Origin of the sequence: Nonomuraea deserti, from assembly GCF_004348685.1 — a bacterium.
GTDB classification, from domain to species: Bacteria; Actinomycetota; Actinomycetes; order Streptosporangiales; family Streptosporangiaceae; genus Nonomuraea; species Nonomuraea deserti.
The window spans coordinates 1-21,174 of record NZ_SMKO01000084.1 but is presented as its reverse complement, the minus strand read 5'-3'; the positions used below and the strand labels follow the sequence as shown (position 1 = coordinate 21,174).

Here is a 21,174-nt window from a genome sequence, read left to right as displayed (position 1 = left end):
GGGGGGGTAGAACATGGGACGTCCCATGTCCTATCTTGTGCGTAAGTGGGACGCTAGATGGCAATCCGGCCTGAGGTCAACCAAAGATTTCCGCAATGTTACGTAAGTGGCTATGAGAAGGTGACTCTTCATGACGACAGTCCCGCGCCCCGTACGTCCGAGCAGGGCCGTGGAGGCCCAGGAGGGCGTGAAGGACCTCATCGTGAGGCGCGGGCTGGTGGCGGGCGATCCCCTGCCCACCGAGTCGGAGCTCATGGAGGAGCTCCAGGTCAGCCGCAACTCGATCAGAGAAGCGCTGAAAGCTCTGCAGGCGGTCGGCATCGTGGACATCCGGCACGGCTTCGGCATGTTCGTGGGACGGATGTCGCTCGCGGGGCTCGTCAACGAACTGGCCTTCCACAGCCGCATCACGCTGCAGAACGGCAAGAACCACCTGGCGAACCTCATCGAGATCCGCGAGATCCTGGAGAGCGGCCTCGTGGAACGCCTCATCGAGCTCGACCCCGCCGCCGACCTGACCCCGGTGGCCGACGTCATCGTCAGGATGGAGACCGAGGCGGAGGCCGGGCCCGTCTCGCCGGAGACCGACCGCCTCTTCCACGACCTCCTCTACCGGCCGCTCGGCAACCCCCTCGTCGGCCAGCTGCTCGGCGCGTTCTGGGACGTCTACTACCAGCTGCGCGACCAGCTCGGGGTGCCGGACGAGTCGCCCGACGACGTGGTCAGACGGCACCGCGACATCTACACCGCCGTACTCGCCGGCGACCGGGCCGCCGCGGTGACCGCCGTGGACGCCCACTTCAAGGGCGTGCGCAACCGCGTGGGCAGGCTCAGCGGCTAGCGATGCCCCGCGCGCGCAGGATCAGCGCCGGCCAAGCCCCGCGCGCACGATCAGCAGCCGGCCAAGCCCGGTGCGCACGATCAGCGGCCGGCGAAGGGCTGTCAGTGTGCGGGCCAGCGCTCCACGCGGCGCCAGCGCTCCCGCCACTCCGCGTACCACCTCGCGAACCAGGGGTGAGACCCGGCGAGCGGCATGACGTAGGCGACCGTCTCCAGGTAGTAGCTCCGCTGGAAGCGCCACGGCATCCGCTGCAGCTCCTGCACGTTGCTCGCCCGGTCGGCCAGCTTCACCAGCACGGCCTGCGGCGGCGCCTTGACCAGGGAGGCCAGGTAGTCGACCTTCGCGCGGCCGCGCGGCCTGGTCACCCAGCGCACCAGCGCGGCCACCCGGGGCCCGAACCTGCCCGCGATCTCCGCCTCGGTGCACGACGTGTCCTCCAGCACGTCATGCAGCACGATCGCCACCAGCACGTCCCTGTCGTCCACCCCGGCGCCCGCCACCGCCACCTCCAGCGCCTCCAGCAGATGGTCGAGGTACGGCCGCCCGGTGGGCCGCTGCTGCGCCCCGTGCCACCGCCGCGCGAACGCCACCGCGTCGCGCAGGGCACGCACGGTCTCCGGCGGGAGCACCTCGCCGAGAGGCCCTTCCGCCTGCCTCCAGGACGTCCAGCTCGTGAAGATCTCCATCCCGTTCCTCTCGATATGGCCGTGCCCCGAGGTGTCTTAGGCTGAACACTATGGCCGAGATCGCCGTCCCCGACGGGTCGTGGACGTTCAACGGAGAAGTCCTGCGCATCGTGCCCGGCGGCGACAAGGACGTCCACGAGCTACGCAGGACACTGGGCGAGGTCGTGGTCCCGATGACGGCGATCGCGGGCGTGACGTACGAGCCGGGGCGCAAGGGCGGGCACGTACGGCTGCGCCTGCGCAAGGGAGCCGACGCGCTGTCCGACGTGGTCGCCGGCCTGCTGGGGCCGCCCGCCGACCCCTACCGCCTGGCGGTGCCGAAGAACCGCGCGGGCGCCGGCGAATACTTCGCCGACGAGATCCGCGACACCCTGCTCGTCTACCAGACGCCGAGTGGCCCCTGCGACGACTACCTGCTGCCGGCCCCGCCGGTGCCCATCTCCGCCACGGCCGGCGACGGCACCGCGCTGTTCGACGGCGAGCGGGTGCGCCTGGAGTGGACCGGCTTCGCGAGCACCGACAAGGAGAAGGCGGGATCGCAGGAGTTCCCGCTGTCCGACATCGCCGGGGTGGAGTGGAAACCCCAGTCCGGCATGGGCTACGGCACGCTGCGCTTCCGGATCAAGGGCGAGCGGCCGACGCAGCAGCCACCGCAGAAGGATCTGCGCTGCGTGTCCTGGGGCATCCAGCGCTTCGGCGGCGCGACCGCCCTGGTGGCCGCCGCCGTGCTCGCCCACCTGCCGCGCGACATGCCCGAGCTGCCCCCTCCGCCGGTGCCCGCCTCCGACGACGTCCACGACGCCGTGCTGCGCCGCCTGGCCGAGCTCGGCGAGCTGCACCGCGCCGGCGTACTGACCGACGAGGAGTTCGCCACAGCCAAGCAGGCCGTGATCCGCCGCCTGCAGGAGTCGTAGGCACAGGTCCGAGGAGAAGCCATGACACCCGACGAAGAACAACTCCTGCGCCGCGCCATCGCGCTGGCCGCCGAGGCCCGCGCCGGCGGCAATCCGCCGTTCGGCTCGCTGCTGGCCGGGCCCGACGGGACCGTGCTGGCCGAGGAGCGCAACTCCTCGCTCACCGACCGCGACATCACCGCCCACCCGGAGCTCAAGCTGGCCCGCTGGGCCGGCCGCGAGCTCGACCCGGCCACCGCGGCCGCCACGACCATGTACACGAGCTGCCAGCCGTGCGGCATGTGCGCGGGCGCCATCGCGCGCTCGGGCCTGGGCCGGGTCGTCTACGCGCTGTCCGGCGATCAACTCGACGGGCTCAAGCCGCCCGGCACCGCCTTCGCCGACCCGCCCGGCGAGGGGCCCGCCCTCTACGCCGAGGCCCGCGTACCGGTCGAGGGCTACTACCGCTGACCGCCCCGCCTCCGGGCTGACGCCCTTGACCGGGCCGCGCCCGTCACACCGGCGTACCGCGAAGACCCGACCCGCCGTGCGCACCGGTCGCGCCCGCACGCGGGCCCGGGATCCGGCAGTCCCGACCAACGGGCCACAGGGAACGAAGGCGCGCCGTAACTGGCGGGCCATGGAGCGACGGCCGGCCGGAAACGAGCGGCGGGCCTGGAGCAGGCGAGAGCGGTGATCCGTGGCGGAGACCCGAGCCGGTGGTGGTGTCCGGGGAAGCGGGTCAGAGGCCGGGGAGGCGGGCCACGCCGTCGCGGCGGGCCTGGTCGGCGACCGCGGCGGCGACGGCGGGCACGACCCGGGGGTCGAACGGTTCCGGGATGATCCGGTCGGCCGACAGTTCCTCCTCGACCACGGCGGCCAGGGCGTGAGCGGCGGCGATCTTCATGTTCTCGGTGATGGCCGAGGCGCGGGCCGACAGGGCGCCCCGGAAGACGCCGGGGAAGGCCAGCACGTTGTTGATCTGGTTGGGGAAGTCGCTGCGCCCGGTGGCCACGACGGCGGCGTGCTCCTGGGCGATCCCGGGGTGGATCTCCGGCTCGGGGTTGGACAGCGCGAAGACGATGGAGCCGGGCGCCATGGAGGCGATGGCCTGCTCGCTGATCGTCGAGCCCGACAGGCCGATGAAGACGTCGGCCCCGGCCAGGGCCTCCTCGGTCGTGCCGGTGTGGCCGGACTGGTTGGTGCAGCCCGCGATGATGGCCTTGTGGGGGTTGAGGTCGTCGCGGCCGGTGTGGAGGACGCCCTTGCTGTCGGACACGGCCACCTCGCCGATGCCGGCGTTCATCAGCATGCTGGCGACGGAGAGGCCGGAGGCGCCCGCACCCGCCACGACGGCTCGGAGATCCCACAGCCGCCGGCCGGTCACCCGTGCCGCGTTGCGCAGCGCGGCCAGCACCACGATGGCGGTGCCGTGCTGGTCGTCGTGGAAGACGGGAATGTCCAGCACCTCCCTGAGCCGGCGCTCCACCTCGAAGCAGCGCGGCGCGCTGATGTCCTCGAGGTTGATGCCCCCGAACGACGGGGCCATCCGGACGATCGTCTCCACGAGCTCGTCGACGTCCGTGCAGCCCAGGCAGATGGGCACCGAGTCCACGCCGCCGAACTGCTTGAACAGCAGCGCCTTGCCCTCCATGACCGGCATCGCCGCGGTGGGCCCGATGTCGCCGAGCCCTAGCACGGCGGTGCCGTCGGTGACGACCGCGACGACGTTGGAGCGCCAGGTGTAGTCGTCTGCCAGCTCGGGCCGCTCGGCGATGGCGGTGCAGACGCGGGCCACCCCGGGCGTGTAGGCGAGGGACAGGTCGTCCAGGTCGCGCACCTGGACGGACGGGCGCGTCTCCAGCTTGCCGCCCTCGTGCAGGCGGAAGGCCGGGTCCTGGTCGAGGAGGGCGGCGAGGCCGATGGCCGGCGGGGCGGTGATTTCGGTAGTCATCGAAACTCCTTGAGCGTGGAAACCCCCGCCTTCAGGCGTGGGGAGGAACGAACGCTGGTGGCGGTGGACCGATGGTTCCCCAGCTCGAAGCCGTGCTCGGTGTGCGGGGCGCTGCGAGACACGATGCCGTCGGAGCGCTGGAACGCCTGTGGAGCTGGTGTAAGACCCATCCAGCGCAACAAGCTGGGCGGGCGGCCGGCGGTTGAGCAGGAAACCCGACCCGCGTGGCGGGAATCCCCCGGGCTTCGGCAGCCGTGGGGAGGAAGCGACTCGTGCTCCTAGAACCGCAGCGGCCGGCCGGACGGAGTGCGCGTGTCCGGCGCCTCGAACTTGGGATTACGTGAGGTCCGCCGCGTTTTCTTGAGCTGTGTGCGTTTCATGATTTCCGCACCTTTCTGCGCCTGCCCTACGCCGGCCGGCACGCTGAAAGAACAACACACGCCGAGTGTCACACGGCGTTCATTTACCGGTCACCCCACGACCCCCCTACGTCCGAGGGCTCCCCTGCTAGAGGTACGAGTCGATAGGGGTTGTCCGCGATAGGGGTCGCCCGGGACATTCGAAGGACAGATTCCGGTGAAAGGACAACGATGACGGTCCTGACCGCTTTTCCCACGGAGGCAATACTCGATCCGAGGACTCCATCGGTGCGCTTCTCGCGGCTTTTGGATCCCGACTCGGTGGTGGCGATACACGGCGACGACGGCAGCGGCGTGCAGGCCGTGCACGGCCTGATCGACGGCTCGCCCGTGATCGCTTACTGCACTGACGCGACAATCATGGGCGGCGCGCTGGGCTGGGCGGGCGCGAACCGTATCGTCGAGGCCATCCAGCTGGCCGTCCGCCGGCGCTGCCCGGTGATCGGGCTGTGGCACTCCGGCGGCGCCCGGCTGGCCGACGGCGTGGAGTCGATGGACGGCGTGGGGCGCATGTTCGCGGCCATGACGGCCGCCTCCGGCCTCATCCCGCAGATCTCGGTCGTGCTCGGGCCGGCCGCGGGGGCGGCCGCGTACGGGCCCGCGCTGACCGACGTGATCATCATGTCGGACGCCGGCCGGGTCTTCATCACCGGCCCCGACGTCGTCCGTACGGTCACCGGCGAGAACATCGACATGGCCGGACTCGGCGGCCCGGACGCGCACGGCCCCAAGTCGGGTGTCGCGCACGTCACGGTCGACTCGGAGGAGGCCGCGTACGACCGCGCCCGCCTGCTGACGGGGTTCTTCACCCGGCCGGGCGGCCACGATTTCGCCGCGCTGAGCGAGCCGCGCGACCTGCGCGCGCTGCTGCCCGACATGCCGCGGCGCGCCTACGACGTCCGGCCGCTGGTCCGGGCTGTGCTGGACCCCGACTTCCTCGAGCTGCAGCCGCGCTGGGCCCCCAACATGGTGGTCGGGCTCGGGCGGCTCGGCGGGCGGGCCGTCGGCGTGATCGCCAACAACCCGCTGCGCAAGGGCGGCTGCCTCGACTCGCTCTCGGCGGAGAAGGCGTCGCGTTTCGTGCGGATGTGCGACTCGCTCGGCGTCCCGCTGGTTGTCGTGGTCGACGTTCCCGGCTACCTGCCGGGCGTCCAGCAGGAGTGGGGCGGCGTGGTCAGGCGGGGCGCGAAGCTGCTGCACGCCTTCGCCGAGTCGGTCGTCCCCCGGGTGACGCTGATCACCCGCAAGTCGTACGGCGGCGCCTACATCGCCATGAACTCCAGATCGCTGGGCGCGACCGCGGTGTACGCCTGGCCCGACGCGGAGGTGGCGGTGATGGGGGCCGAGGCGGCGGTGGGCATCCTGCACCGCAAGAAGCTGGCCGCGGTGCCCGAGGCCGAGCGGGCGGACCTGCACGCGCGCCTGGTGGAGGAGCACCAGCGCACGGCCGGCGGGGTCGAGCGGGCCATGGCACTCGGCGTGGTGGACGAGGTCATCTCCCCTTCCGAGACCCGCCTCCGCCTGGCAGAAGCACTCGCACGGGCGCCGCAGTCCCGCGGTTGCCACTCCAACATCCCGCTATGAAACGAGGTGACCCATGTCGTACGTCAAAGTCATGCTCATCGGGGGACCGAACCACCTGCCGGTCGAACGACGGTTCTTGACCGTCGCGCCTGGCTGCGAGAAGATCAAACTGCCTTGGGGCAGTGGGTACGAGCACTTCCTCCACAGAGGTGAGCGAACGCGCGTGGACGGGCAGGAGCTTCCCGTCTTCACCTGGATCATGCGGACGGCCATCGCGGAGTAACAATGTCGGCGTTGCTCGCCATCAGCGATCTCCACGTGGGCTATGCGGACAATCGGGAGATCGTGGAGGCACTGCGGCCCCGGTCCGCAACCGACTGGTTGCTGATCGCGGGCGACGTCGCCGAGCTCATGGCCGACATCGAATGGGCGCTGCGCCTGCTCAGCGGGCGCTTCGCCAAGGTCGTGTGGACCCCGGGCAACCACGAGTTGTGGACCCATCCGAGCGACCCCGTACGGTTGCGCGGCGCCGAGCGTTACGACCATCTGGTGCGGCTCTGCGGCGAGCTGGGCATCGTCACGCCCGAAGATCCCTACCCGGTCTGGGAGGGCTCGCTCGTCGTGGCGCCGCTGTTCGTGTTGTACGACTATTCCTTCCGGGTCCCCGGCGTGCGCTCCCGGGCCGAGGCGCTGGCCCAGGCCTACGAACGTGGCGTGGTGTGCACGGACGAGATATTGCTGCACCCCGACCCGTACCCGTCCAGGCAGGCCTGGTGCGCGGCCCGGGTCGAGCTGACCGAGCGGCGGCTGAGCGAGCTGCCCGCCGACCTGCCGACCGTGCTGATCAACCACTATCCCCTCGTACGCCGGCCCACCGACGTCCTGCGCTATCCCGACTTCGCCCTGTGGTGCGGCACCGAGCGCACCGCCGACTGGCACGTGCGGTTCAACGCGCGCACGGTCGTCTACGGGCACCTGCACATTCCCCGCACCACCTGGTACAACGGCGTGCGGTTCGAGGAGGTATCGCTGGGATATCCCCGCGAATGGCGCCCGCGGCCCACCGAACCGGGCCGCCTGCGGCGAATAAGCTGACCGGGGAATTCGCGGTCGCCCCAAGAGCATGATCGTTCATGTTCGGCGTGACGGCGTGACGACAGGTGCTGATGGCGCCAGGATGGCCCCCTGTGTCGACGACGGCGAAGGAGTGCAGTTCGGGCAGGTCGTCGCCCAGGACCGCGTTCATGCGGGTCTCAAGGTTCTGACCGCGGCGGTGCGTCATCATCTCGGCCGAACTGGCGCACGTGTTCCCGAAGCGCCGCCGGCTGAGGGCATGCGGTGGTGAGCGGCTGGAGCTGACGATGTCCGTCGGGGCCGAGGTTGGCGGGGGCAGTTCCCGGTAGAGCTCTAGGAGGCCGTATCCCACACGATGAGGCGGTCCCACCAGCGGCCGAGACGGGCGAGCAGCGCGGCATCGCGTCCGCCGCCCTCGACGTAACCCACGACGGCGAGGCGGGAGTAAACCGCGGACATCGTGCCGCGTCCAGATCCGTCGAACCAGCCGCCCTGGCGGAAGTCTTCGGTGCCGGTCGAGGGAAAGGTGGTCCGGTCGAGGTCCATCCACGGGAAGTCCGCCGGCACGGGCAGTTGCACGGCCTCGATGAAGTCGTGGGTGTAGCGCAGCTTGGCGTCCAGCCCTTCCCAGAACCTGTGCGGGTTGAGAACGTCCGGGCCGGGCGTGCCGGTCCAGTAACCGTCGGCCCAGGACGCCGACCGGGGCACGGTCACGCGACTGTCGCGAACGGCGCGGAGCACGGTGCCGAGCTGGGCGATCGCGTTCGGTGACCAGCCGTAGGTGATGAGGTACGGCTGCTCGCCGCCTTCGTCACCGATGACGAACTCGGCTCCGTCGAGCGGGAAGCCCGCCGGCGCGCCCGCATAGATCAGGTTTGGGTCGATGGTCGTGGTGCCGAGCAGCTGTCGGGTGCCTGCGGCGGCAGCGGCGTTGTACGCGCCGTCGTGGAACCGTCCGAACCCCTTGGCCAGGGCCCTGATCGCCTCGTACTGGTCGAGGGAGAGCATCGCCAGCGCCCAGGCGGTGATGTCCCAGGTGCCCATGCTGCCGTCGGCACCGGTGATCAGATGCGGGAAGGCGCCGGTGAACCGCTCGCTCCCGAACCGGGCGGCCGCCTCGTCGCGGGTGAACTGGAGCTGGGCGAGCCGGTCGAGCAAGACACGGGCGGCGGCATCGAAGCTCGCTGGGTCTGCGCCACTGCGTTCGAGATGTCCCGCGTAGTCGATGAGCAGCTCGGCCCGCCCTGAGAGGGTGCGGATGTCGCCGGATCGCAGTACGGAGTCGGGAGCGGTGCCGAGCCGGTCGACGATGGACGCGGCGAACGTGTCCAGGTTGCGCCGCAGCTCGGGGCTGTTTCGCAGAAATCGGCTCTGCAGCACCTGCCGGCCGAGGTTGGCGCCCATATAGGTGGGCCGGCGGTCGAGGACGAAACGCAGGAGCGCGTCGGCGGTGCTGCGGTGTGCGTCGTCACGCGTCACGTCGTAGATCGCGGCATAGGCGGCGAGGGCGTGTTCGGCTCCTTCGAAGCCCGCCCGGTCCAATCGACCGTCTGCCGTGATCTGGAGGTAAGCACCCGTGACCTGTGGAGACGTGGTGGCATGAGCGATGCCGGGGAATGCAGCCCCAGCGGCGATGATGGGCAACTGCAGAACACGACGGCGAGACAAGTGCACAGCCACGACCCCATTCCGGTCCAGTCCGAAATTGGAGATTAGCGCCCGCCGCTCTTCGTCGGCAAGAGGCCGCTCGCACCGGCCAGAAGGGTTCGAAGCCGTGGCGGCCTACCGATCCTCCTTGATGACCGCGTCCCGACGTAGACGGGGTTCTTGCCCAGACGATGCTCCGTCACGAGCGGTCGGATCACTCCCTTGGCGTTCTCCTCCGCCTCCCAGACGACCCAGTGGTCGCCGACGGGCTCCTCCTGCGTGCGGTCGATGCCGCACCCCGGGGGTCCCGTCCTTCAGCACGATCGGGACCGCCACGACGCCCGCGGCGAGCGCGACCCCGACCCGAACGCCAGTCGCCTGGGCGGTGCTCGCCTATTACGGGGGGCGCATGCCGCCGAACCGTGCAGATCAGGCTGCACAACACACCCCTCTACACCAGCATCTACCGCTTCGACGACGAAGGGTCAGTGCGTGTTCAAACACGCTCTAAGGGTGAGCTAGGGGTGGGAAAAGCGTCCGGGTGGCGCTTGAATACAGGTAACACAGTTTTGAAGGTGTTTATCCCGCCGGCGAGGTGAGGCATTGAGCTAGACGTCGTACCCCTTTTGCGAGGCCTTCCGACAGAACGAAAGCCACTGCTCATCGAGAAGATGAGCAGTGGCTTTCGTCGTGCCCGGGGACTATTGGCCGAGGACTATTGGCCGTGCACTATTGGCCGTGCACTATTGGCCGTGCACTATTGGCCGTGGATGAGGTCGAGCAGCGCCGTGTGCGTCTCCCGGTCGGCGGCGGCGACGAGCCCCCCTGCGCCGGTGTACGGCGGCTGACCGTCGAGGCCGGTCACCATGCATCCGGCGGCCTCGCACAGGGCGATCCCCGCGGCGAAGTGGACGCTGTCGTGCTGCCGGCCGTCGGTGACGTAGGCGGCCCGCCTGCCTGCCGCCACCCAGGCCACGGCCAGGGTGGTCGAGACGACGCGCGGGCGGAACAGGTCCGTGAAGCCCGGCTGGGCGAGCAGGGCGGCGGCGCGGAAGGCGGGCGCGTTCGGGAACGGCGGGTCGAGGTTGACGTCGACCAGCCGTGAGTCCGGCGACGGCCTGAGCGGCTCGTGCACGCCCCCGCCCCGAGCAGGCGAGGACTCCGGAGGCGCGCACACGTCCCCGAGCCGGCCGGGCGACGGCTCAGGAGGCCCGCACACGCCCCGCGCCGGCCGGGCGACGGCTCAGGAGGCCCGCACACGCCCCCGCGCCGGCCGGGCGACGGCTCAGGAGGCCCGCACACGCCCCCGCGCCGAGCTGGCGGCGGTTCCCCGGTGGCTCGGCCGCGTGCGCGCGCCAGACGAAGGCGTGGGCGCCGTCGGTCCAGAACACCTCGCCGGCGAACGGGTCGGCCGAGGCCGCCACCGTGACGTCCCGGCCGACGCGCAGGGCGACGTTCACCGCGGCCAGCATGGTCCGCGCGGCGTAGTTCAGCGTGCCGCACAGCGGGTCGACCAGCCATACGCGCTCCGCCCCCGCCGCGCCCGTACGCCCGCTCTCCTCGCCGATCACGGCGTCGCCTGGCCGGGCGGCCCGGATCACGTCGAGAACGGCCCGCTCGGACTCCAGGTCGGCGGCCGTGGCGAAGTCACCGCCGGTCTTCTCCATCCGCGCCTGCGGCGTGCCGAACCCGGCGCGTACGACGTCGGCCCCCGCCCGCGCCGCGGTGCGGGCCACTTCGGCATCTGAGATCGTCATGTGGTCGAGCCTGCCGCGAAAACGCCGCAGCGGCCGCCTCGAGGCGGCCGCTGCCGTGCGCTGCCGTGCGCTGCCGTGCGCTGGGCGTCAGCTGGCATTCGCGAGCCTGATCTCCGTCCGCCCGCTCCTCCTGGCGGCCGAGCCGACCGCCGTCAGGGTCGCGTCCACCACGTTGGTGGCGACGCCGACCCCCCAGACCGTCTCGCCGTCCACCTTGCATTCGGCGTACACCGTCGTCTCCATGCTGGCGACCTGCTCGGCGCCGCCGGACCGGTGCACCGCCCGCACGTCCACGCCCAGGGGCGCCAGCGTGGCGCCGATGGCCCGCACGGCCTGCTCGCGCTGGCCGTCCATGTGCAGCGTCGCGGTGATCCGGTCGCCGCCCGCGCCCAGCGCGCCGGGCCGCTCGTCGCGGGAGAGGTACTCCTCCTGGAACAGCTCCCACACCTGGTCGGGCGAGAGCTCGCTGCCCCGCAGTTCGGCCCGCGCCTGCACGAGCCGGGCGAACTCCCGCTGCAGCTCGCGAGGGAGCTCCATCCCGTGCCAGGCGCTCATGATGTACGCGATGCCGCCCTTGCCCGACTGGCTGTTGATCCGCACGATCGCCTCGTACGTGCGCCCCACGTCCTTGGGGTCCACCGGCAGGTACGGCATGGTCCACGGCATCTCGTCGACGCCGACGCCGGACCCGGCTGCCTGGCGCTCCAGGTCGTCGAACCCCTTCTTGATCGCGTCCTGGTGCGAACCGGAGAAGGCGGTGTATACCAGCTCACCCCCGTACGGATGCCTGGGATGCACGGGGATCTCGTTGCAGTGCTCGACCGTGCCGCGGATGCGGTCGATGTCGGAGAAATCGATCTCGGGGTCCACGCCGTGGGTGAACATGTTCATGCCCAGCGTCACCAGGCACACGTTGCCCGCCCGCTCGCCGTTGCCGAACAGGCAGCCCTCGATCCGCTCGGCGCCCGCCAGCATCGCCAGTTCGGCCGCGGCAACCCCCGTGCCACGGTCGTTGTGCGGATGGATGGACAGGCACACGTGCTCCCTGCGGGACAGGTTGCGGTCCAGCCACTCGACCTGGTCCGCGAAAACCGACGGCAGGGAACGCTCCACGGTGGTGGGGAAGTTCAGGATGATCGGGCGTCCCGGGCCGGGCTCCCACACGTCCATGACCGCTTCGCAGACTTCCAGGGCGAAGTCGGGCTCGGTCTCGTTGAACAGTTCCGGTGAGTACTGGTAGCGCAGGTCGCAGCCGGCCAGATCGCGCTCGGCGTACTTCATCATCATCCGGGTGCCCTGCACGGCCAGGTCCTTGCACTGCGCGCGGTCCATGTCGAACACCACGCGCCGGAACAGCGGCGCGGTCGCGTTGTAGAGGTGGAACGTGGCCCGCGGCGCACCGGAAAGCGCGCTGACCGAACGCTCGATCAATTCGTCCCTCGCCGGCACGAGCACCGAGATCCACACGTCCTCGGGAATGCGGTTCTCCTCGATGAGCAGGCGTACGAAGTCGTAGTCGTCCTGGCTGGCCACCGGGAATCCGACCTCGATCTCCTTGTAGCCGATGTCGACGAGCAGCTCGAACATCTGGAGTTTCCTGGCCGGCGACATGGGATTGGCCAGTGACTGGTTGCCGTCGCGCAGGTCCGTCGACAACCAGCGCGGCGCTGTAATGATCTTCTTGTCCGGCCACGTACGGTCGGACAGGGCCAACGGAGTAAAGTCCGAATAGCGCTCTACGGGGCGGGTCGGGACCATGGTTGAATCTCCTTCGCCTTGGTCATGGTCTGCCTGTAGGAGATCTCCGATCACAACGTACAATCGCCGGGCGCCGCCGAATAGGGCGAGGATCATGAGAGTGCCGGTCCTTACCCATAGATATCCGCCCGGGTATCGAGAGTGCGGACCCCGGTATCTTTAGGCGCACCCCCCTTCTCCGCCTCCCGGTGCTCGCGCACAATCCGATCATGGCGACCATCGAAACCGTGGCGCTGCGGCGCGGCGGTCTGTGTCTGGCAGAGTCTCGCCCTTCTGTGCAAATCATCTTCTTGCTGCGCTTTCTGGCCGGCACCGCATTGTGCGCGCAGGCCGCCGGCGCCGACGGGCATCTCGGCAGGACGGCCTGGGGCGCCCTGACGTGGGTGCTGATGATTTTCTCCGTTTATCTCTTCAACGGCGTCATGGACGTTTCCGAGGACCGCCTCAACGGCTCTCGCAGGCCCATCTGCAGGGGTGACCTGCCGCCCACCTTCGCCACGGCGGTGGCGGTGGGCGCGGCGCTGGTCAGCCTGCTCAGCGGCTTCGCGCTCGACCCGCGGATGGGCCTGCTGCTCACGGTCGTGCTGGTGCTCGGCTACCTGTACTCGGGCCCGCCGTTCCCGCTCAAGCGCAGCTCCGGCGGCACGGTCCTGACCGGAGGCGCCGCCACCGTGCTCACCTACGTCGCGGGCGCGCTCTCCTACGCCAGCGAGTTCAGGGTCTCGATCATGCTGATCGTCTTCGTGCCGGCGGCGTCGTTGTGGACCGCGCTGGTGGGGTCGACGACCAAGGACCTGCCCGACATCGAGGGCGACGCGCAGGCCGGCCGGACGACCTTCGCGGTCACGCACGGCGAGGCCGCCCTGCGGCGGGCCATCTGCGCCGTCGCCATCGGCCTTGCCCTCGCGTTCACGGCGGCCGTGCTGCTCCTGGAGCTGCCGCTGTGGCCCAGCGCTCTCGCCATGGTCGCCGGCGCGCTCGCCATCACGGTCCTGTGCGTCCAGGGGCGCCGTCGCGAGCCGTACGGCGCCTTCATGGCCACCCAGTACGCCATGCACGGCCTGGTGATCCTGGCCCTCGTCTGAGCCCGCGCCGGTACCGGCGTCCGAGCCCGCGCCCGTACCGGCCGCCGGCGGGTGGGCGCCCTGGCCAACGCGGCCGAAGCGATCGAAGCCCTACTGACCGGGCCTGGCCCCGCCCAAACCAGTCGGGCCCGACCAACCGGGCCCGACTGACTGAGCCCGACTGACTGAGCCCGACTGATCAAGCCCGGCTGAGTGAGCCGACTGGTTGAGCCCGGTTAACCGGGCAGCCGCGCTCCGGCGGCCGCACCGTGCGGGAAGGCCGCCTCGAGGCGGCGGCACGTCGCGTCGGTCAGCAGCAGCCTGACGGAACCCGCGTTCATCTCCAGGTGGACCGGGTCGCGGGTGCTGGGGACCGGCACCACGTCGGGCCCCCTGGCCAGCAGCCAGGCCAGCGCCAGCCGGCCGGTGCTGACGTCCATGGTCGCCGCCTCGGCCTCCAGTTTCCTGAGCCTGGCGATGTTGCCCGGCAGGTTGGCCGGGTCGAACCGGGGGTCCGTGAGGCGGGCGTCTCCAGGATCGAGCTCGCGGGCGGAGCCCCCGCGCCCGGCCAGGAAACCGCGGCCCAGCGGCCGGCCGGCGATCAAGCCGATGCCGAGCTCGCGCGCCACCGGCAGCTGGTCGAGCTCGGCGTCGCGGTGCCACAGGGAGTATTCCATGGCCAGGGTGGTGATCGGATGGACCGCGTGCGCCCGGCGCAGCTCGTCCCCCGTCACCCCCGCCAGGCCCGCGTAGCGCACCTTGCCCGCCGCCACCAGTTCGCCGAGCCGGCCCGCGGTCTCCTCGACGGGCACGGCGTCCGGCTCCCTGCCGACGATATAGAGGTCGACGTAGTCGACGCCCAGCCGTTCCAACGAGGCTTCGCACGCCTGCCGCAGCTGCACGTTGCCCGAGCGGCGCTGGAGGGTGCGCGTCGAGAGCAGGACGTCGTCGCGCCAGGGCCTGACGGCCTCGCCGACGAGCCGTTCGACCTCACCATTGGCGTGGTTGTCAGACATGTCGAGCAATGTCACACCTGTGTCGAGCACGTTGTGGAGCAACGCCAGCGACTCCGAGCGGGTGACTTCGCCGTACACGCCGGAGAGAGCCAGACATCCGAAGCCCAGACACGAGGTGATCGGCCCCGTGTCACCCAGCCTTCTGCTGTCCACAACGCTCCCTCCCATTGACCCTCACCGTTGGTACATACGATCTGTGGGCCAAGTTCGCGCCACAACCCCTACCCCCCGGGGACACCGGACGAATATGGGAAACATCATTCCGCTTTATCCACTCTTGACACCGTATCCAACCCTTCGTTATACACATTGTTAATGTCGCTGCCCACCGCGCGGTGTCCGCACGGTGGGCAGCTCGAGGAGCTCAAGTGGTCAGCGCAGGGTGGGGCTGAGCTCCAGATTGGGAGGGAGATCGGAGCGCTGAGTGATCCCGAGCTTGCGGTAGATGCGGGTCAGGTGCTGTTCGACCGTGCTCACCGTGATGAACAGCTTGGCGGCGATCTCCCGGTTGGTGTAGCCGACCGCGGCCAGGCCGGCGACGCGTCGCTCCGCGTCGCTGAGGATGGCCACCACCTTGCTGATCTCGGAGCCCTGTCCCTCCGCGGCGGCGGCGCCGTCGCCGTCCAGCGCCTTGCTCAGCGGCTGGGCCCCGCACTCCTGGGCCAGGATGCGCGTACGGCTGGCGATGATCCCCGCCCGGCGGAACTCCCCGACGCTGTGGAAGGCCTCGGTGAGGTCGAACAACGACCGGGCCAGCTCGTAGCGGTCGCCACAGGCCTGCAGGCGGTCCGTGGACTGCCGCAGCAGCATGGGCCGGTGCCGGAGCTCGCTCGTGGCGGCCAGCAGGCGCAGCGCGATCCCGTGCGTACGGGAGGCCATCGGGCCGCACCGGGAGAGCTGCTCCTCGATCAGGGCGCGGGCCTCCGCCTGCTCGCCCATCCGGATGAGCGCCTCGGCCGCGTCGGTACGCCAGGCGATGAATCCCGGCGTGTCCATCTCCCACTCGGCCATGAGCTCGCCGCAGAACCGGAAGTCCCGCAGCGCCGCCGCCGGGTGGTCGACCGCGAGGTGGTAGCGCCCGCGGGCGTGCAGGTAGTGCAGTCCGAAGCGGGTCTGCAGCATGGCGTCCGGCACCGGCGTGTTGACCTGGGCGAGCGCCTTGTCGTACTGCCCCATGGCCGTGCTGGCGAGCATCAGGTTGGCCAGCGGGCCGCCCACGGTGACACCCCAGCTGGCGGGCGGGATGATCTCCAGGGCCTGCCGGGCGCACGACGCCGCGGTCTCCAGGTCGCCGCGGCGCATGGCGATCTCGGCGCGGATCGCGGTGAGCCGGGCGCGCCGGGCAGGGGCGCTGCGCGACTGCGCCTCCTCGATGAAGGCGTCGCACCAGGGCACCGCCTTGTCCGGCCAGCCGCCGTACGTGAGCGCGAGCAGGGAGCTCTCGACCGTGTCCATGGACATCTCGTCCAGGCGGGAGCTGTGCAGGATGCGCTCGACGGTGCCGAGGATGCGCTCGCGCGGCCCGCGGGTGAGCACCGAGATCAGGGCGTTGATCGACTCAAGCCGCCGGCTCACGCGTACGGGCAGCACGGCCTCCCTGGCCTGCTCGCTGGTCGACCTGTTGACGTGGGCCAGCAGCGGCGGCGCGGAGCAGCGCAGCCACAGACGGGTGCCGATGAGCTCGACCACGGTCTGCGGCTCGGTGTCGCCGCTCTCCTTCAGATGTTCGAGCACCTGGCAGGCGTCGTCGACCTTGCCGTGCCACAGCAGCGCCCTGGCCAGCACGACCGCGTCACTGCCGCGCAGGGTCCCGTTGTGCAGGGCGTCGGTCAGTTCGGCGATGTGCTCGGCCGGCGTGCTGGGGTTGATGCGCCATTCGGCGCGCATCAGGACCGTGGCGATGGTGGTGCGGTGCCGCTCGTCCGTGCAGCCGCGCCAGGCGAGCTTGAGGTAGTCGACGGCCGAGGTGACGGATCCGTCGTCCAGCCGGTTCAGCGCCGCCGCCTCCAGGACGGGCACGGCCCACGGCAGGTCGGTCGCGTCGGCGCCGAGCAGGTGCTCGGCGATCGCGATGTCGTCGGCGCCCTCCTCGTGCAGCAGCTCGGCGGCCCGCCGGTGCACGCTGCGGCGCACCTCGTCGCTCAGCTCGGCCAGCACCGTCCTCCTGGCGATCTCGGCCCGGAAGTGGCCCGACTCCAGCAGGCCGGCGGTCTCCAGCCAGTGCATGGCGTGCGACATCGTCGCGGTGTCGGGGCCGAGCAGGCGCTCGAGCAGCGCCGGGTCGTCCAGCACCGCGAGCCAGCCCGCGATCTGCATGAGGCCGGGGTCGGCCCGGTGCAGGCACGACAGCACGGCCTCGCCGTAGCGTTCGGCGGGAGCGCTCCCGCCCGTTTCGTGGTCCTCGATCAGCCCGCGGAGCAGGAGCGGGTTGCCGCCGCTGAGCGTGTGCCACTCCGGCGTCACCTCCTTGGCCGCCGCCTCGCCCAGGCGCTCGGCCGTCATGCTGAGCGCGGCGCCGTACGACAGCGGCGCCAGCCTGACGGCGGTGCAGTGGGGCTGGCGGAGCATCTCGGTGGCGAAGAAGCCGTGCATGTGCTGGCGGTATTCGGCCTGGCTGAAGACCGCCACCAGCGGCGCGTACCTCGACCTGCGGACGAGGTAGGACAGGCAGAGCAGCGAGGCCCTGTCGGCGAGGTGGACGTCGTCGACGACGATCGCCAGCGGATGGCGTTCGGCCAGCGAGAGCAGGACCGCGCAGAGCGAGTGCACGATCTGCACGTCCACCTGCTCGACGCGGTCGCCCTTGGCGGGCGAGGCCATCTCCGCGCCCTCCCGCAGCAGGTCGGCCGCGACCGCGCGCACGTCCTCGCGCAGCGGCGCGTTCTGGAAGAGCTGGCCGAGCACGCCCAGCGGAATATCGCTCTCCGCCTGGGTGGCGGACGCCACCAGCGGCAGAGCACCCCGTTCGAGTGCCTGTTCGGCGAAGGCATGCAAAAGCTCACTCTTGCCCGTCGCGACGACCCCCGTCACCATCACGACCCTGCCCTTGCCGCCAACGGCCTCGGCGAGGAGGCCGTGCATGGAATTCATGGCCGCATCTCTCTCGAACAGCCCCATGATTGGACACCCCTTTTAGAAAGGCAATTTACGACCGGAAGGAGTTCTGAGATCCAACGAGCTTTTCGGCTCTTTTCTCGGCTTCGATGTCTTGGTCCGTCGCACTTGCCGCATGACCTCAACCCCTTCCGCACCCGTTTCTGGGTTGACGCTCATCACGTTAGGTGCGGCTCTGGGGGCTCACAATACGACTTATCCTTAATAGTGCGGGTCGCTCCGTATGGACCAGCCGGTCTTCAACTTTCGGACCACACCCAGGTCCGAGTCATCGCGGGGCCCGTGCCGGGCGGCGCGCCCCTCAGGCTCCCCGAGGGCCTGCGGGCCCCGCGGCCGGCGCACGCGGGAGGGGGTGGAGAGCACCCCAAACCTTACTGACGGGTATTGTTATCACACATTTACGCGAATCGCGCTAATACGAGTCATGCTCACGTAGACCGCGGCCCTGTCGCGCCACTCCGGCGAGCTGGCGCGCCAACCGGGCCTGCGGCGCGCTGTTCACGGAATATTGACATTTCCATGTCGCGCCCTGTTTCGGCAGGTCACAGGGGCGGCAGAGGCTGCTCGGAGGACACTCCGCGTATGCCGGTCATCGGCATACAGTTGCCTACTCACCAGTGTTGACCCAAGATGTAAGCATTCGTGCACTCTCCAAGGGGACACGGTGGGAGAAATTGCGCATACGGGTGAGCAAGACGCTACGGGGCCGGCGAGCCTTATCGAGGAGTGCCGAGCGGACATACTGAGCAAGTACGAGCAGGGACTTGCGGCCATCGGTAGCGTGTTGATCAATGATCAGGTGACGAAAACCCAGGTCATGATGAACGCAGGCCAGATCCTGACGGAGATGGCGGGGGCACTGCGTGCGGGACGCCTGCAGGACGACGACGAGACGTCCCGTTTTCTGGCCTGGGACATAGGCGTGGCAAGGGCGTCGGCGGGCGTCCATCCGAGAGAGTCGCTGATGGCGGCCTCGGTGTTCTTCCGCGCGGCGTTCGCCACGCTGAGCCAGCGGCTCCAGGACGACACCCATGCCGCTCACATGCTCAAGCTCGTCGTGACGGCACTGGAACAGAGCATCTCCCTGCGCATCAGGGAGGCCGCGAACAGTTACACCGGCATCCTGCTCAACAAGGTGACCGAGGCGCAGATGGCCGAGCGCCGGCGGATCGCCAGGGAGCTGCACGACCGCATCGGCCACAGCCTCAGCGTGGCCCAGCGCCAGCTGGAGCTGTCGAACATGTACCGCCCAGGGGAGCCGGCGAAGGCGCTGGCCAAGCTGGAGATGGCGCAGCAGGCCATCCAGGAGACGATGTACAGCCTGCGCCAGGTCACCTCCGACCTCCATCCCCCGGGGGGCAGCACCTTGGAGAAGGGGCTGCTCAGCTACCTGGACATCATCGGGACGGACGACGTTCAGATCGAGCTGATCGTCAACGGCGACCAGACCTGGGCGCCCGCGACCGTCAGCGAGGAGTGCCTGCTGATCCTGCGTGAGGCGGCGCGCAACGCGCTCACCCACGGGGAGCCGTCGGCCATCCTCATCAGGATCGACGTCGCGCCGCACGAACTGGTCGCGTGCGTGATCGACAACGGCTGCGGTTTCGATCCGGACGGCCAGCCGCCGAAAGGCAGCCTCGGGCTGTCGTCCATCAGGGAGCGCACCCAGTTACTCGGCGGCACGGTGACGATCGCCAGCAAGCCCGGCAGGGGCGCCAGAGTCGATCTCGCCGTGCCCATCCAGAGGCGCCTCGATGATCAGGAGTGACCCGCCCACCACGATCGCCATCGTGGACGACCACGCCCTGTTCCGCGAAGGACTCAGGGAGATCCTGGAAGCCCAGGAGGGACTGGTCGTGGTAGGCGAGGCGGGCACCTCAGACGACGCCCTCCGCCTGGTCGCCGACAAGAAGCCGGACATCCTCCTGCTGGACGTGGAGATCCCCGGCGACTCGGCCACCGACACCGTGACGCGGCTGCGCAGCCAGGTCCCGAACACGCAGATCATCATCCTCAGCATGTACGACGGCCCGCAGCTGCTGCGCAGGCTCCTCGCCGCCGGCATCCGCGGATACCTGCTCAAAAGCGTCCACTGGCACGAGCTGGTGTCGGCGATCCGGAGCGTGCACGACGAACCGGACCGCATCGTCCTGGCCGTCTCCCGCGAGAGCCTGGCGCAGATGGAGAGCGCGCCCGCCGAGGTGCTGACGAGCAAGGAGCGCGAGGTCCTCGAACTGGCGGCGCAGGCGCTCAGCAACCGGCAGATCGCCGCCCGCATCAACACCACCGAGGCCACGGTCAAGCGCCACCTGCGGAACATCTTCGTCAAGCTGGGGGCCGCGTCGCGCATCGACGCCGTCAACCGTGCGATCGACGCCTCGCTGATCACGCCATCGCGGGCACGATCCGACAATTGACCCTAAATATGGACATTTCGGGTTGGTCGCACCCCCTTCTGAGGGCGGGTTCACCCCGCAACCGGCTCCGGACGGCCCGAGAAGACCTGGTCAAACGTTCTCTCGCGGCAAGGCCGTATCTAGCTTGGAATGGTGAACACCAATGCCTTGATCGGGAGCATCCTCCCCCCGTGGGTGGTGGCCGTGGACACGTTCGACGACCACGACGCGATGCTCTTTCCCGCTGAAGAAGAGGTGATCAGCCGATCGGTGGAGACCCGGCGCAAGGAGTTCGTCACGGCGCGCATGTGCGCCAGGCAGGCCATGAGCCTGCTCGGCCTGCCGCCGCAGCCCCTCCTGCCCGGCCTGCGTGGCGAGCCCCAGTGGCCCAAGGGATTCGTGGGCAGCATCACGCACTGCGCGGGTTACCGCGGAGCCGTCGTCAGCCCCGGCAGCGACACCATCACGATCGGCATCGACGCCGAACCCGACGAGCCCCTGTCCAACGGCGTCCTGGAGGCGATCTCCCTGCCCGAGGAACGCAAAGCCCTGCGCGCGCTCGCCGCCGACCACCCGGAGGTCTCCTGGGACCGCCTGCTGTTCTCCGCCAAGGAGTCGGTCTACAAGGCCTGGTTCCCGCTGGCCAAGCGGTGGCTGGACTTCGAGGACGCGATCCTGACCTTCAACCCCGTCCTGGGCGCGTTCTCCGCCCGGCTCCTGGTCACCGGCCCGCACGTGGACGGCCAGCAGCTGACGGGTTTCACCGGCAAGTACATGGCCCGTGACGGGCTGCTCCTCACCGCCATCGTCATGGCCGCCAGCACTGCCTCGCGCCGCCACCGCCCGGCGCTCAGGCGACCCGTGCCGCAGCCGGTCAGGGCCTGACGCGCCGTACGCGGCCGCCGTCAGGGCCCGGCCCGGCCGGTAGGCGCGGCAGGCCGTTCACGACGTCCGCCGTGCCTGGTTCCCGGCGCTCGGTCCCCTCCGGCGCCCGGCCCCGACCTCGTGCGCGGCCCCCCTCCGGCGCTGTC

At 70.0% G+C, this 21,174-nt stretch carries 18 protein-coding genes; 10 read left to right on the top strand and 8 right to left on the bottom strand.

Annotation, left to right across the window (positions count from 1 at the left end; genetic code table 11):
• The first annotated feature begins 130 nt into the window (after nt 1-130).
• Nucleotides 131-841 (top strand): FadR/GntR family transcriptional regulator, encoded by a 711-nt coding sequence (locus E1292_RS27180; protein ID WP_132598041.1) that lies wholly within the window; start codon nt 131-133, stop codon nt 839-841.
• Nucleotides 842-942: 101 nt separating this feature from the next.
• On the opposite strand, the gene E1292_RS27175 is transcribed toward E1292_RS27180, so the two are convergent.
• Nucleotides 943-1,527 (bottom strand): HD domain-containing protein, encoded by a 585-nt coding sequence (locus tag E1292_RS27175; RefSeq protein ID WP_132598040.1) that lies wholly within the window; start codon nt 1,525-1,527, stop codon nt 943-945.
• Nucleotides 1,528-1,577: 50 nt separating this feature from the next.
• Between E1292_RS27175 and E1292_RS27170 the strand changes: the two genes are divergently transcribed.
• Nucleotides 1,578-2,441, top strand: a complete 864-nt coding sequence (locus E1292_RS27170) for a DUF4429 domain-containing protein (RefSeq protein ID WP_132598039.1) — start codon at nt 1,578-1,580, stop codon at nt 2,439-2,441.
• Nucleotides 2,442-2,462: 21 nt separating this feature from the next.
• Nucleotides 2,463-2,891: a nucleoside deaminase gene (locus tag E1292_RS27165; RefSeq protein WP_132598038.1), complete on the top strand. Its 429-nt coding sequence runs from the start codon at nt 2,463-2,465 to the stop codon at nt 2,889-2,891.
• Nucleotides 2,892-3,162: 271 nt separating this feature from the next.
• Here the strand turns inward: E1292_RS27165 and E1292_RS27160 are convergent, their stop codons facing one another.
• Nucleotides 3,163-4,374 carry an NAD(P)-dependent malic enzyme gene (locus E1292_RS27160; RefSeq protein ID WP_132598037.1) on the bottom strand — a complete coding sequence of 404 codons (1,212 nt, stop codon included), beginning with the start codon at nt 4,372-4,374 and terminating at the stop codon, nt 3,163-3,165.
• Between the two features lie 590 nt (nt 4,375-4,964).
• Between E1292_RS27160 and E1292_RS27155 the strand changes: the two genes are divergently transcribed.
• From E1292_RS27155 to E1292_RS27145, 3 genes are read left to right on the top strand one after another with little or no spacing between them, the layout of a single operon-like run.
• The gene (locus tag E1292_RS27155) at nt 4,965-6,377 is read left to right on the top strand and encodes an acyl-CoA carboxylase subunit beta (RefSeq protein WP_132598036.1); all 1,413 of its coding nucleotides are present in this window, start codon (nt 4,965-4,967) and stop codon (nt 6,375-6,377) included.
• Nucleotides 6,378-6,390: 13 nt separating this feature from the next.
• A complete protein-coding gene (locus E1292_RS52865; RefSeq protein ID WP_132598035.1) occupies nt 6,391-6,600 on the top strand; it encodes a DUF5988 family protein in 210 nt (69 codons plus the stop codon).
• 2 nt (nt 6,601-6,602) lie between these two features.
• A complete protein-coding gene (locus tag E1292_RS27145; protein ID WP_132598034.1) occupies nt 6,603-7,412 on the top strand; it encodes a metallophosphoesterase family protein in 810 nt (269 codons plus the stop codon).
• A gap of 312 nt (nt 7,413-7,724) precedes the next feature.
• Here the strand turns inward: E1292_RS27145 and E1292_RS27140 are convergent, their stop codons facing one another.
• The 4 genes from E1292_RS27140 to leuA all read right to left on the bottom strand — a co-directional run bounded on the left by E1292_RS27140 (nt 7,725) and on the right by leuA (nt 12,553).
• On the bottom strand, nt 7,725-8,870 hold the full coding sequence (locus E1292_RS27140; RefSeq protein ID WP_132598033.1) for a hypothetical protein: 1,146 nt from the start codon (nt 8,868-8,870) through the stop codon (nt 7,725-7,727).
• A 925-nt stretch (nt 8,871-9,795) separates the two neighbouring features.
• The gene (locus E1292_RS27130; protein WP_246090358.1) at nt 9,796-10,173 is read right to left on the bottom strand and encodes an inositol monophosphatase family protein; all 378 of its coding nucleotides are present in this window, start codon (nt 10,171-10,173) and stop codon (nt 9,796-9,798) included.
• Nucleotides 10,174-10,240: 67 nt separating this feature from the next.
• On the bottom strand, nt 10,241-10,795 hold the full coding sequence (locus tag E1292_RS27125) for an inositol monophosphatase family protein (protein WP_132598032.1): 555 nt from the start codon (nt 10,793-10,795) through the stop codon (nt 10,241-10,243).
• A gap of 87 nt (nt 10,796-10,882) precedes the next feature.
• Nucleotides 10,883-12,553 (bottom strand): 2-isopropylmalate synthase, encoded by a 1,671-nt coding sequence (gene leuA, locus E1292_RS27120; RefSeq protein ID WP_132598031.1) that lies wholly within the window; start codon nt 12,551-12,553, stop codon nt 10,883-10,885.
• Nucleotides 12,554-12,762: 209 nt separating this feature from the next.
• On the opposite strand from leuA, the gene E1292_RS27115 reads away from it, so the two are divergent.
• On the top strand, nt 12,763-13,638 hold the full coding sequence (locus E1292_RS27115) for a UbiA family prenyltransferase (RefSeq protein WP_132598030.1): 876 nt from the start codon (nt 12,763-12,765) through the stop codon (nt 13,636-13,638).
• A gap of 215 nt (nt 13,639-13,853) precedes the next feature.
• On the opposite strand, the gene E1292_RS27110 is transcribed toward E1292_RS27115, so the two are convergent.
• Nucleotides 13,854-14,786 carry an aldo/keto reductase gene (locus E1292_RS27110; protein WP_165974761.1) on the bottom strand — a complete coding sequence of 311 codons (933 nt, stop codon included), beginning with the start codon at nt 14,784-14,786 and terminating at the stop codon, nt 13,854-13,856.
• 219 nt (nt 14,787-15,005) lie between these two features.
• Nucleotides 15,006-17,750, bottom strand: coding sequence for a helix-turn-helix transcriptional regulator (locus tag E1292_RS27105; protein ID WP_132598028.1), 2,745 nt, complete (start codon nt 17,748-17,750; stop codon nt 15,006-15,008).
• 796 nt (nt 17,751-18,546) lie between these two features.
• Between E1292_RS27105 and E1292_RS27100 the strand changes: the two genes are divergently transcribed.
• From E1292_RS27100 to E1292_RS27090, 3 genes are all read left to right on the top strand, one after another.
• Nucleotides 18,547-19,515 (top strand): sensor histidine kinase, encoded by a 969-nt coding sequence (locus E1292_RS27100; protein WP_165974760.1) that lies wholly within the window; start codon nt 18,547-18,549, stop codon nt 19,513-19,515.
• Nucleotides 19,502-20,164 (top strand): response regulator transcription factor, encoded by a 663-nt coding sequence (locus tag E1292_RS27095; protein WP_132598026.1) that lies wholly within the window; start codon nt 19,502-19,504, stop codon nt 20,162-20,164. Before E1292_RS27100 ends, E1292_RS27095 begins: the two co-directional genes overlap by 14 nt.
• A gap of 132 nt (nt 20,165-20,296) precedes the next feature.
• Nucleotides 20,297-21,028, top strand: coding sequence for a 4'-phosphopantetheinyl transferase family protein (locus tag E1292_RS27090; RefSeq protein ID WP_246090356.1), 732 nt, complete (start codon nt 20,297-20,299; stop codon nt 21,026-21,028).
• The last annotated feature ends 146 nt before the right edge of the window (nt 21,029-21,174 follow it).

Excerpts from the sequence above, each read along its gene's own strand:
- E1292_RS27115 (WP_132598030.1), top strand. The coding sequence starts at position 12,763 with ATGGCGACCATCGAAACCGTGGCGCTGCGGCGCGGCGGTCTGTGTCTG.
- E1292_RS27175 (WP_132598040.1), bottom strand. The coding sequence starts at position 1,527 with ATGGAGATCTTCACGAGCTGGACGTCCTGGAGGCAGGCGGAAGGGCCT.
- E1292_RS27170 (WP_132598039.1), top strand. The coding sequence starts at position 1,578 with ATGGCCGAGATCGCCGTCCCCGACGGGTCGTGGACGTTCAACGGAGAA.
- E1292_RS27105 (WP_132598028.1), bottom strand. The coding sequence starts at position 17,750 with ATGGGGCTGTTCGAGAGAGATGCGGCCATGAATTCCATGCACGGCCTC.
- leuA (WP_132598031.1), bottom strand. The coding sequence starts at position 12,553 with ATGGTCCCGACCCGCCCCGTAGAGCGCTATTCGGACTTTACTCCGTTG.
- E1292_RS27180 (WP_132598041.1), top strand. The coding sequence starts at position 131 with ATGACGACAGTCCCGCGCCCCGTACGTCCGAGCAGGGCCGTGGAGGCC.
- E1292_RS27160 (WP_132598037.1), bottom strand. The coding sequence starts at position 4,374 with ATGACTACCGAAATCACCGCCCCGCCGGCCATCGGCCTCGCCGCCCTC.
- E1292_RS27165 (WP_132598038.1), top strand. The coding sequence starts at position 2,463 with ATGACACCCGACGAAGAACAACTCCTGCGCCGCGCCATCGCGCTGGCC.
- E1292_RS27145 (WP_132598034.1), top strand. The coding sequence starts at position 6,603 with ATGTCGGCGTTGCTCGCCATCAGCGATCTCCACGTGGGCTATGCGGAC.
- E1292_RS52865 (WP_132598035.1), top strand. The coding sequence starts at position 6,391 with ATGTCGTACGTCAAAGTCATGCTCATCGGGGGACCGAACCACCTGCCG.
- E1292_RS27095 (WP_132598026.1), top strand. The coding sequence starts at position 19,502 with ATGATCAGGAGTGACCCGCCCACCACGATCGCCATCGTGGACGACCAC.
- E1292_RS27125 (WP_132598032.1), bottom strand. The coding sequence starts at position 10,795 with ATGACGATCTCAGATGCCGAAGTGGCCCGCACCGCGGCGCGGGCGGGG.
- E1292_RS27155 (WP_132598036.1), top strand. The coding sequence starts at position 4,965 with ATGACGGTCCTGACCGCTTTTCCCACGGAGGCAATACTCGATCCGAGG.